This is a genomic window from Mycobacterium europaeum (assembly GCF_002102155.1).
Classification (GTDB): Bacteria; Actinomycetota; Actinomycetes; order Mycobacteriales; family Mycobacteriaceae; genus Mycobacterium; species Mycobacterium europaeum.
Window position 1 is genome coordinate 82,611 of the sequence record NZ_LQOU01000008.1, and the last position, 11,260, is coordinate 93,870.

At 64.9% G+C, this 11,260-nt stretch carries 9 protein-coding genes and 1 pseudogene; 7 read left to right on the plus strand and 3 right to left on the minus strand.

The genetic code is table 11. The features are described 5' to 3' along the window. Positions 1-3 precede the first annotated feature (3 nt). Together AWC03_RS02955 and AWC03_RS02960 are read right to left on the minus strand one after the other, a co-directional pair. Entirely contained in the window at positions 4-1,164 is a 1,161-nt protein-coding gene (locus AWC03_RS02955; protein ID WP_085239036.1) for a cytochrome P450, read from the minus strand. A 58-nt stretch (positions 1,165-1,222) separates the two neighbouring features. After that, the gene (locus tag AWC03_RS02960; protein WP_085239037.1) at positions 1,223-2,374 is read right to left on the minus strand and encodes a cytochrome P450; all 1,152 of its coding nucleotides are present in this window, start codon (positions 2,372-2,374) and stop codon (positions 1,223-1,225) included. A 264-nt stretch (positions 2,375-2,638) separates the two neighbouring features. Here AWC03_RS02960 and AWC03_RS02965 point away from each other — a divergent pair, with 264 nt between their 5' ends. The 5 genes from AWC03_RS02965 to AWC03_RS02990 all read left to right on the plus strand — a co-directional run bounded on the left by AWC03_RS02965 (position 2,639) and on the right by AWC03_RS02990 (position 9,945). Next, a complete protein-coding gene (locus tag AWC03_RS02965; RefSeq protein ID WP_062899471.1) occupies positions 2,639-2,833 on the plus strand; it encodes a ferredoxin in 195 nt (64 codons plus the stop codon). A 490-nt stretch (positions 2,834-3,323) separates the two neighbouring features. Then, a complete protein-coding gene (locus AWC03_RS02970) occupies positions 3,324-4,535 on the plus strand; it encodes a PPE family protein (RefSeq protein ID WP_085239038.1) in 1,212 nt (403 codons plus the stop codon). A 416-nt stretch (positions 4,536-4,951) separates the two neighbouring features. After that, on the plus strand, positions 4,952-6,172 hold the full coding sequence (locus AWC03_RS02980) for a PPE family protein (RefSeq protein ID WP_085239040.1): 1,221 nt from the start codon (positions 4,952-4,954) through the stop codon (positions 6,170-6,172). Between the two features lie 581 nt (positions 6,173-6,753). Next, positions 6,754-7,548 (plus strand): DUF6065 family protein, encoded by a 795-nt coding sequence (locus tag AWC03_RS02985; protein ID WP_062899475.1) that lies wholly within the window; start codon positions 6,754-6,756, stop codon positions 7,546-7,548. Positions 7,549-8,526: 978 nt separating this feature from the next. Beyond that, positions 8,527-9,945, plus strand: a complete 1,419-nt coding sequence (locus tag AWC03_RS02990; RefSeq protein WP_085239041.1) for an MFS transporter — start codon at positions 8,527-8,529, stop codon at positions 9,943-9,945. 101 nt (positions 9,946-10,046) lie between these two features. On the opposite strand, the gene AWC03_RS27230 is transcribed toward AWC03_RS02990, so the two are convergent. Then, complete coding sequence (locus tag AWC03_RS27230; RefSeq protein WP_158089946.1) at positions 10,047-10,220, minus strand: hypothetical protein; 174 nt, start codon at positions 10,218-10,220, stop codon at positions 10,047-10,049. Between the two features lie 350 nt (positions 10,221-10,570). Between AWC03_RS27230 and AWC03_RS02995 the strand changes: the two genes are divergently transcribed. Beyond that, on the plus strand, positions 10,571-10,870 hold the full coding sequence (locus AWC03_RS02995) for a PE family protein (protein ID WP_062899477.1): 300 nt from the start codon (positions 10,571-10,573) through the stop codon (positions 10,868-10,870). Positions 10,871-11,150: 280 nt separating this feature from the next. Further along, a pseudogene (locus AWC03_RS03000) lies at positions 11,151-11,260 on the plus strand (WXG100 family type VII secretion target); the annotation flags it as partial.

Here is an 11,260-nt window from a genome sequence, read left to right on the forward strand (position 1 = left end):
GCTTCAGCCCCAGCGCAGCGGCAATTCCCTGAGCGTGAAACCTTTTGAGGGGAACTTGATTTCGGGCGTGTAGCCGGGTGCCAGCTCAAATTGCGGGATCTGCTCGAGCCACTCGTCGATGACCGCGGTCAGTTCCAAGCGTGCCAGGTGGGCGCCTAAGCACTGGTGGGGTCCGCCGCCGAATCCCCAGTGTCTGTGCATCTTTCCGTCCAGCACCAGGTCGTCGGTGGACGTTTCGTCGCTGCCATCGCGGTTGATTGCTGCCGTGCACAACCGCACCGGTGTGCCCGGAGGGAGCGTCATGCCGCCCACGTTGACGAAGTCGGTGGTGACCCGGGCCACCACCGGCGCCGACGGCTCGAGTCGGACGATCTCTTCGACGAAAACCCTGACCTGCTCGGGGTTGTCGCGAAGCTCTTGGCGCAGCTGCGGCCGCCGCGCCAACTCAAGTAGCGAGAAACCGATCGCCGCGCTCAGCACGTCCAGATCGGCCAGAATCTGTAGGAGAACCATGCCGAGTAGCTCCGGGTCGGTGAGATCGCCTGGGCCGCTGATGATTCGCGACAACAGGTCAGAGCCCGGGCAACGCCGGCGGAGCCGGATAGCGTCGGTCAAATAGCGCAACAGCTCATCACCCGGGCCGGTGCCGGGCTTGCCGGCGACGATGGCGTCCTTCCAGCCGATGACCCGGTCGCGGTCCGCTAGGGGCAGTCCGTGGAGATCCATGAACACCTGGTACGGGTAGAGGCGCGCGAAATCCGTCATCACCTCGCACTCGTGTCGGCCGGCGATGGCAGCGATCATGTCGCGGGCGTGGCGCTCCAGCATGGGCCGGGATGCACTGAGGCCGTGCGGGCTGAAGTACGGTTCCAAAATTGCGCGGTAACGGGTGTGCTCGGGAGGGTCGAATGCCAGCGGCACCACCGGGACCAGGCTGCCGGGGGGCTGCAGCGCCCTCTGCGCCGAGAAGAGGTTGGCGTCGCCCAGCGCGGCCAGCACGTCTTCGCGCCGGGTCAGGTAATAGTGACCGTTCATGAATACGACGGGACCCGCGTCGCGCAGCGTCTTCCATCCGACACCGCGGTCTTTGGCCATCGGCAACGTGGAGTACTCCAGCCGCGGCAGGTGGAACGTACCCGGCTGGTCGTTACCAGGAGTGCTCACGCGCTTGGATCTCCGTTTGCTCAGTGGCTGTTCGAGACATCGGTGAGGCCCCTACACCTCAGCCCCAGCGCAATGGTAAGGACTTGAGCGCAAAGGTTTTCGACGGGAACGCAATTTCTGGGACGTAGTCGGCGGGCACGTCGAATCGGGGAATCTGCTTGAGCCACTCGTCGACGATCAGCGTGAGTTCTATGCGTGCCAGGTGGGAGCCTAAACAGCGGTGGGGTCCGCCGCCGAATCCCCAGTGTCTGTGCATCTTTCCGTCCAGCACCAGGTCGTCGGTGGACATTTCGTCGCTGCCATCGCGGTTGATTGCTGCCGTGCACAACCGCACCGGTGTGCCGGGAGGGAGCGTCATGCCGCCCACGTTGACGAAGTCAGTGGTAACCCGGGCCGCCGCCGGCGCCGACGGCTCGAGTCGGACGATCTCTTCGATGAAAACCCTGATCTGCTTGGGATTGTCGCGCAGCTCTTCGCGCAGCTGCGGCCGCCGCGCCAACTCGTACAGCGAGAAACCGATCGCCGCCGCCACCGTGTCGAGTCCGGACAGAATCAGCAGGTGGGTCATGCCGAGTAGCTCCAGGTCGGTGAGATCGCCTGGGCCGGTCATGATTCGCGACAACAGGTCAGAGCCCGGGGAACGGCGGCGGCGCTGGATGACGTCGGCGAAATAATCGAACAGCTCGTCCCCGCCCGCGCTGCCGGCCACAATGGCGTCCTTCCAGCCGATCACGCGGTCCCGGTCTTCTAGGGGCAGTCCGTAGAGATCCATGAAGACCTGATACGGGTAGAGGCGACCGAACTCCGTCATCGCTTCGCACTCGCCCTTGACGGCGAGGGCGGCGATCATTTCGGTGGCGTGACGCTCCAGCACGGGCCGGGATGCACTGAGGCCGTGCGGGCTGAAGTACGGTTGCAGGATTCTGCGGTAGTGGGTGTGCTCGGGAGGGTCGAACGCCGAAGGCAGCACCGGGACAGGGACACCGGGCGGCTGCAGCGCCAAGTGTGCCGAGAAGAGGTTGGCGTCGCGCAGCGCGGCCAGCACGTCTTCGCGGCGGGTCAGATAGTAGCTACCGTTCATGAATACGACGGGACCCGCGTCGCGCAAGGTCTTCCATCCGGCACCACGGTCTTCGGCCATCGGCAGCGTGGAGTACTCCAGCCGCGGCAGGTGGAACGTACCGTACTGGCCTTCGCCCACTGTGCTCATACGCTCCAATTAGCCCATCTGTCTACGTGGTCAATAACTTCCGGCGCGACTGTGCGCCTACGAACTTCGCCGTCAGCGGTCTATGGTGGCACCAATATCGCACGCGCGCCGACGCGCCATCGATCGACCTGCCCGGCTAGCGCTGGGGTTCCCACTGCCTGCCGAGGTCGCCAACCGTCTCATACACTCTATAGGCCTACTAATCGACGCATCATTTGTTAAAGGCGTCTTGCGTATCCACGGAACCGCCGAGGAGGAAACGTAGTGAGGATTCGGCTCGAGAAGTCGAAATGCGAGGGCCACGCCCAGTGTTGCGCCGTCGATCCAAAGTTGTTCCCCATCGACGACTCTGGCTACTCGATCCTCGAGGAGCATCACGTGGAGCCCGAAGACGAGCAGTTGACGCGCGAGGGCGCGGCCTCGTGCCCGGAGATGGCACTGATCATCGAAGATGACTGATCCCGTGCACGGGGACTCAACCCGCCGGCCGACCGAAAAACGAACGATGAGTGAACAACCAACGTCGATTGGTGAACGGATAGTGGCCACAAATGAACAGTGGCTGGCCCGGAATGAACAGTTGGCATCGGCTGTCGGCGCCGCCGGAGTAACGAACTAATCTCATTCGCGAGCGGCAGTTCGATCAATTTGGGCTGTCGCTCGGTTGCTGACAATGGGGGTTAATCGAGGCGGACTGTGCGTGTCGATCCTGAGCAGATGACCGGAATCATCGGTGGCGCATCACCGATCCCGGCGCAGGTGACGGGAACGGCAGGGTGCACTGGCCAGTTTCCGGTTTCGGTTAGTTGGCTGAGAGGTCTGGCTCCGTGACGCCCACCGGGTCAGCGGCAACATGTGGCGATCGTCTACAACGTCGTGACCCGGCCACTACTGATGCATGAGCAGCCGAGATCGTCATGAGTGATCAGGGCCAACTGAGGAGGACGCGGTGTTTGACTTCGGTGCGTTACCGCCCGAAATCAATTCCGGTCGCATATATACGGGTCCGGGATCGGGGCCGTTGATGGCCGCCGGAACGGCGTGGGATGAGCTGGCGGCGGAGTTGGGTACAGCGGCAAGTGGTTACAGTTCGGTGATTTCGGAGTTGACCAGCGGGCTCTGGTTTGGGCCGACGTCGTCGTCGATGGTGGCGGCGGTGCTGCCATACGTGAGCTGGCTCAGTGCGGCGTCTGCCCTGTCGGAGCAGACCGCCAGTCAGGCCCGTGCGGCAGCGGCGGCGTTCGAGGCGGCGTTTGCGATGACCGTGCCCCCGCCGGAGATCGCGGCAAACCGGGCGCTGTTGATGGCATTGATCGCGACGAATTTTTTCGGGCAGAACACCCCGGCCATCGCGGCCACCGAGGCGCAATATATGCAGATGTGGGCCCAAGACGCGGTGGCGATGTACGGGTATGCCGGTGCGTCAACCGCGGCCGGCCAGTTGACTCCGTTCTCATCGCCCCCGAATACGACCACTCCGGACGCGGTGACGGAACAGGCGATGGCGGTGAGTCAGGCCAATGCCCTGCAGGCGGGCACCACCGCACAGAACACGGCGACCACCGCCCCGCACCTGGCTACGGCGACCGCGATGCCCCAGACCCTGCAGCAATTGTCGACGACGACGCTGACGACGACGGGCCAGGGGACTTCGGGCTCGTTGATCCCGTCACCGACCAACTGGTGGGGGCTCGACCCCACTTCTTACAAAATCATCTTCCACGACTTGCTTCAGGTGTATAACGCCTACGGTACTGGCTACCACGGCTTCAACTGGGGGCAGGCGCTGACCTCCGGTCCCGGCGGTACGACGGCCGGTATGGGTGGTGCCTGGTACCCGACTCCGCAGTTTGCCCACCTGGGGCTGGGCAACCTTGGCGGTGGAGGAGGGATATCGACGACTGCGAGTGTGGGTCAGGCCAGCAGGGTCGGGATGCTGTCGGTTCCGCAAAGTTGGGCGGTCACGCCGGTGTCGGACGTGACCCGGGTGATCGCCGGGGGGGAAACCCCTTCGATCCACGCGACCGCGAACACCGGCGCCGCGAACGGATTGCTCCGGGGAATGCCGGTGGGAAGCGCGGCGCGGCGTGGCACCGCCGGTTATGTCAACAAGTACGGGTTTCGCTACAGCGTGCTGACGCGCCCACCGTCGGCAGGATGACGTCATGACTGCCACGATCATTTACCCTTTGACGGCGTCGGAGCGCGAAACCGCCGCATGTCCGCCCACCAGGCGGCCGTGCGATCGTCTCGCAAGAAAGCCAGACGTCCGGCACTTTCAGTTGGCACCGTTGGCGGCGCTGCCCGGCGATCCAACTCGTGACAGTAGTAGCCCACCCCCGAAGGTCTTTGCCGCCCGACGGGTTTGCAAAAGGAGGGATCCCATGGCGCTAGTGATAGCGCAGCCCAAGGCGCAGGTCGCGGCTGCCGGGATTTTGCGGAGCCTTGATACAACGTTGAAAGCGCAGCATGTGCCGGCGATTCACGGGATGTTTGTCCACACCTTGAGCATCAGCTCGGGGTCATACGCGGCGACTGGGGCGGCCACCACGGCCGCGGCCGGCTAAGGAGGTCACGATGATTGATTTCGGAGCAATGCCGCCGGAGTTCAACTCGGCGCGGATGTATTCGGGCCCGGGAGCGGGGTCCCTGATCGGTGCCGCGTCGGCGTGGAGCGCCCTGGCCGCTGAGCTGAATTCGGCCGCGCTCAGTTATGACAAGGTGATCACCGCCCTCAGCAGCGAGGAGTGGCTGGGAACGGCGTCGGCCTCGATGGCCCAGGCGGCCGCGCCCTACATGGCGTGGATGAGCACGACCGCCGCACAAGCCGAGGAGGCGGCGATTCAGGCGCGCGCGGCGGTGGCGGCCTACGAAGCCGCGTTGGCGGCGACGGTGCCGCCGCCGCTGGTGGCGGCCAATCGTGCCCAGGTGTCCCAGCTGGTTGCGACCAACGTGTTGGGGCAGAACACCCCCACGATCGCGCAGCTCGAGGCGCAGTACGGCGAAATGTGGGCGCAAGACGCCAGCGCGATGTATGGCTACGCGGGGCAATCGGCGACCGCGACGAAGGTGACGCCGTACAAGAACGCACCTCAGATCGCCAGCCCGACCGCTCAGGCGTTGCAGACCAGTTCGGTCGCCAAAGCAACCGGAACGTCGGCGGGCAACACCTCGTCCAACCTGTCGCAAATGGTGACGTCCACGCCCAACGCGCTGAAACAACTGGCCGCGCCCACGACGCAAGCGACCCAGCAGAGCACGAATCCTCTGCAGGAAATCTGGTATCTGATCAGCGGGCAGAGCGTGCTCCCCACCAACCTGGGAACGCTCATCAACGGCTACAACCCGTATTCGGCCCTCTGGTACAACACCGAAGGTCTGCCGTACTTCTCCGTCGGTATGGGCAACTTCGGTGTCCAGATCGCCAAAACCACGGGCATGCTGGGCGGCGCGGCGCCGGCCGCGGCCAAGGCCCTGCCCGGGCTCGGTGGGCTGGGCGGCATGCTGGGTGGTGGTGCCACCGCCGCGCACCCGATGGCGGCCTTGGGGAACGCGGCATCGGTTGGGGGCAAGTTGTCGGTACCGGTCGCCTGGTCGGGAGCGCCGGCTGCTGCGCCGGCAGTTGCACATGCCATCCCGGTCAGCAGTATCAGCGCCGCACCGGAAGCCGCCGGAGGCCCCGGAAACCTGCTCGGTGGTATGCCGCTAGCCGGTGCGGGTGCCGCCGGGCACGGGGTTGCGGGTCCGAAATACGGATTCCGGCCCACCGTCATGGCCCGGCCACCCCTGGGGGGATAGCCAACACCGCACCCCGCGGGGCGAACACCGGGACAGCCAGGCCGCTTGCAACGCGACCACGGATCAGCACACCTGGTCCGTGGTCGCGTTCGCCGGCGAAGCTCTACAACTGGCCTCGGGCACCTGTCGCGGTATGAAGATCGGCGACGCCGAGGAACGCACCGGGCCGCCGTTGCCGCGCGCCGCATGACCCCGCGGACATCCGCCGAAAAGCACTCGCCCGGCTTGGAATCCGGCGATCACGTCGTTCTGTGCGTTACCCTGCGCCGCCATCAGCGGTGTCTGTGAACAGGCGGACTCGACTCCGCCGTAAATCCAATTCGGCTGGGGTGTAACGGTGCAACGCCCGATAGTGACCGCCAACCGCATACGCGGTCGACATAGCCGATCAAGGCCTGGGCCGACGGCGTCGTGCAGCTGCCAGGGACGCGCTGACCCGTCACACCGGCGACGCGGGCAGCAGGCATCTTGCGGCAGATAAACTGCACCTCGGCCGCTGGCGCGACGGCGTCGGGCCGTGACCATGGCCTGCGGTGTCGTTTGGCCCCAGGAAAGCAACGTGTGGGCGAATCGAGGATTCCGTGAGTGACAAGTCCGATAAAGAGACCCTGCCGCTGATCGGCTACGTCACCGCCGACAATGCGCCGCCGATCGGTCCGGCGCCGATCGACCGGACATGGATGTCAGAGATGGCGGAACTGCGGCAAGGTTGGCCGAGCCGGTGTCTGCCGATGCTCATCGCCAACCAGAGCGGCTGGGAGATGCGCAATCCGTGCGCGTTCACCGCCACCTGGATGGGTGGTGATGACCGCACGGGCCTGATGATCGCCCCCGACCGGCGCGCACCCGGTCAGTTCCTGCCCTCCAGCCACTTCGGCTACGGCATTCTGACGTGGCATCTGCCGGTGCTGTTCCGAACCCCGCCCGGCTACAACCTGTTGGTCCGCGGGCCGGCGAACTATCCGAAGGATGCCGTGTGCCCGCTGGAGGGCTTGGTCGAAACCGATTGGGCGAGCGCCAGTGTCAGCATGAGCTGGAAAGTCACCCGCAAGATGATGCCGGTGCGGTTTGAGGTCGACGAACCGATCTGCATGATCGTCCCGCAACGTCGCGGCGACCTGGAACAGTTCGCCCCCGAGCTCAGGCCCATCGATTCCGATCCCGAGCTGCGCAGCAAAAATGAAAACTTTCTTCGCTCGCGCGCCGAGATGGCGCCGGAGCAACTGGCGACGAACGTGCTCGCGGGAGAGCGACTGCCGTGGCAAGGGGATTACATGCGGGGCAAGCATGCCGACGGTGAGGAGGGCGCGCCCGATCACCAGACCCGCCGTCATCTCCGGTCGTTCGCTGGGCAGGAAGGCGAGCAGCGGCAGTAGGTGCTCGTTCAGCGGTACCGAACGCCCCTGCTTCTGTCGGAGAGCTCCGGGGCCCCAGCGCGAATCAAACACGCGGCCCCGGATCGGGAACCGGCCCACAAAGGTTGGCCGACAACCAGATACAACTTGGGTCAGCACCCGGCGCGGGCCGTGAGGGACCGAGGCGCCGACAGAAGCGCTGACGGCTACCTGGCAACTCGACCGCTGGCGCAGGTTCGACGTCGGTTCCTGGGGTTCGGAACTCAAAGTGGTGTGCGGATTACCGGGCAAGACCCCGGTCGGCGGGGCAGGGGGCTCTCGTTCATGCCCGGCTGGCGAGCGACTTCCCCGATGGTGCGCTCGGAACTGATCACCAGATGAACTAACGCGGAATCGGTTGTCGCGCAATACGACCGGATCCTTGAAGCCGCTTGAGCTCACACCGCGCTACTTGAGCGCCGAACATGTCAGCAAACCTCGCGCGACCATCGAGACCCCGACAGATCAGGAGGTCATCCCGCAGCACCGATCGCCTAATCCGCGGGAATTCGGACATCACCCGATGCCGTCGTGCTCCCAGTCACTGGACTGCACCGGAACGTTGGATAACAGGATGGTTAGGCAAAGGTGGACTATTGACGAACACCGGGTGGCCGGGGGGGATTGAGAAGAGTGGTCGCCTCCTGCGCGATCGGCGAGTGAATTGGCCTGCCTACTTTGGGGTTTCATGCGAAGGCTAGGCCGCCGTCGCCCCAACTGAAGGTCTGGTGGTGGATCTCCACAGCGATTATTCAGCAGACTCCTACGCCGAAATAAGGGATTACCGGGGATGCCCTGTCATCCTGGAGAACCGTGCCCGGAAACTAACCGGTCCGCTACGTCGCCGCCGACAATTCGTCCGCAGGCCGGCCACGGGCACACGCCGGACGCCGCAACGTCAACGGTGATTCGCAACCTAGCGCTACCGCCTCCGTATACGAACGTGAAAGGCAGAACTTGATGGGGAAGTCACGGCGCATCTTGCACTGGGACCCAGAGGATCACGTCGCTTGGGAGAACGGCAACAAGGTCATCGCGCGGCGCAATCTGATCTGGTCGATCGCGACCATGCACGTGGCCTTCTCGATCTGGTACCTCTGGTCGGTGATGGTGCTGTTCATGCCGCAGGCTGTCTATGGGTTTTCGACCGCCGACAAGCTATTGATCGACGCCACCGCGGCCCTGGTCGGGGCGCTGGTCCGCATCCCCTACACGATGGCCACCGCCCGGTTCGGCGGACGCAACTGGGCCGTCATCTCCTCGGCCGTGCTGCTGATCCCCACCGTGGGGACCGTGGTGTTGCTGGCCAACCCCGGCCTGCCGTTGTGGCCATACCTGGTGTGTGCGGCGTTGACCGGACTGGGCGGCGGCAATTACGCGGCGTCGCTGGCCAACGTCGAATCCTTTTTCCCGCAGCGGCACAAGGGCTTCGCGCTGGGCCTGACCGGCGGGATCGGCAACCTGGGCGCAGCGAGTGTCCAGGCGGTCGGGTTGATCGTGCTGGCCACTTTCGGCCACGAGAAGCCGTATCTGGTGTGTGCGGTCTACCTCGTGATGCTGGCCGTTGTGGGCGTCGGCGCGGCATTGTCCATGGACAATCTCGACCACTTCATCGAGGTCGCCCACCTGCGTTCGATTCTGACGGTGCCCGACACATGGGCCATCTCGTTCCTCTACATGTGCGCCTCGGGCTCCTTCATCGGCTTCGCGTTCGCCTTCGGTCAGGTGATCCAGCACAACCTGCTCGCCGGCGGCCAAACCCACCATGATGCTGCGCTGCACGCCGCCGAGATGGCCTTCCTCGGCCCACTGCTGGGCTCGGTGGCGCGGGTGATCGGGGGGAGATTGGGCGACCGCTTCGACGGTGGCCGCGTCACCCTGGCCGTCGTGGGCGCCATGATCATGGCCGGCGGGTTCCTGGTCGCGGTCAGCACTCACGACGACATGAGCCATGGCCCGGGCGGGCCGGTGTCGCTGTACACGACAATCGGCTACATCGTCGGTTTCATTGCCCTGTTCATCTTCTGCGGCGTGGGGAAGGGGTCGGTGTTCAAGCTGATCCCGTCCGTTTTCGCCGAGCGCAGCCGCGCGCTGGACCTCAGCCCCTCGGAGCGGCGCCACTGGGAGCGGGCGAGGTCGGGCGCGTTGATCGGGTTCGCCGGCTCGTTCGGGGCGCTGGGTGGGGTGGTGATCAACCTGGCGCTTCGGCAGTCCTATGCCAGCACCGGCACCGAGACCCCGGCTTTCTGGATCTTCTTGATCTTCTATGTCGCGGCCGCCATCGTGACGTGGGCCAGGTACGTGCGCCCGCAGCGGCCAGCTTCCGGGACGTCGATGGAAGCGAGTTGGGGTGTGGTCGCCGAGCAGCCCGTCAGCTGATCTGTGGGCATCCTTTGTCGATAGGCCGATGAAAGCCCGCGGCTGTCTCGTCTGATCGGATGTCCTCCCGTTCGATGGCCGTCGTCGATCAACGAGGGCTGTCAGATACGCGGGGCGGCCGTTGCAACGACGGTTCGGTCCCAGACCGCATCCGGCTCGGCGGCGATCTGCTCACCGGCCTCGGCCTCGGTAGCCGCGTCCGCGCGGCGCAACCTACGCACAATGCCCGCCGTGGAAGGGCGCTTTTGGGTTTCACGGCTCTTGCGGCCGGACATCGGGCGATGGGACCCAAGAGCCGATGGACCTCATTCACCGGGAACGAACGCGCCACTCCGCCTTTGCGGGGAGTTAAGCGACACTCAGATTCTTATGACGGCGACGGTCGCTGGATGCATCCCCGGAGACAACGACCAGCAACTTTCCAGCTAACCACTGGTATCCTCTGCTCAGAGCCCCCGCGCGAGGGCCAGCGGTCGAGGTCAGCCGTTGTTACAGTGTCGTTACCAAAAGTGAATTCGCCGTACTGCTAAGTGAACAGTTGCAAACACCGGGCCTCCGCACTGACCTGGAGAGCCCCAGTCCTTTAATCTCGCAGAGTCGAGGATCGATCTAGGAGGGAACACATATGTCGTTCGTGACCACACAGCCGGAGGCTTTGGCCGCGGCGGCCGGGAACTTGCAGGCTATCGGGTCGGCCTTGAGCGCCCAGAACGCAGCTGCAGCAGCCCCGACGACGGGTGTGGTGCCTGCTGCGGCCGACGAGGTGTCGGCGCTGACGGCGGCGCAGTTCGCAGCGCACGCGCAGATGTACCAGGCGGTCAGCGCTCAGGCTGCCGCTATTCACGAGGCGTTCGTGAACACCCTGTCGATGAGCTCGGGCTCCTACGCCGCGACCGAGGCAGCCAACGCAGCTGCTGCGGGCTGATCGGGCAGGCGGTTGGATGGGCTTGGGGCAATGTGGTCTCCCGCCGCCCAACCGCCTAGGCACCGAGATCTCGGGGGCTGACGGCCGGACAACTCAAACGCCGGGGTTCGGGTTTGACGTCCGTCTCACCGTGTTACAGCGACCGGTGGCCGCCGGCTGACGGGAAGGGGGGATCATCCTTTTGTATTCGGCACGGCGGTTCGCCAGCGCGTAACCGGTCCGGCCATCGTCGTAATCACAGAAGTACCTAAGTATTCACGCAATAAAGGAGACAGCCAGCATGGCAACACGTTTTATGACCGACCCGCACGAAATGCGGGCGATGGCGGGCCGCTTCGAGGTCCACGCCCAGACCGTTGAGGACGAGGCTCGCAAGATGTGGTCGTCCTC

Excerpts from the sequence above, each read along its gene's own strand:
- AWC03_RS02960 (WP_085239037.1), bottom strand. The coding sequence starts at position 2,374 with ATGAGCACAGTGGGCGAAGGCCAGTACGGTACGTTCCACCTGCCGCGG.
- AWC03_RS02980 (WP_085239040.1), top strand. The coding sequence starts at position 4,952 with ATGATTGATTTCGGAGCAATGCCGCCGGAGTTCAACTCGGCGCGGATG.
- AWC03_RS02990 (WP_085239041.1), top strand. The coding sequence starts at position 8,527 with ATGGGGAAGTCACGGCGCATCTTGCACTGGGACCCAGAGGATCACGTC.
- AWC03_RS27230 (WP_158089946.1), bottom strand. The coding sequence starts at position 10,220 with ATGTCCGGCCGCAAGAGCCGTGAAACCCAAAAGCGCCCTTCCACGGCG.
- AWC03_RS02995 (WP_062899477.1), top strand. The coding sequence starts at position 10,571 with ATGTCGTTCGTGACCACACAGCCGGAGGCTTTGGCCGCGGCGGCCGGG.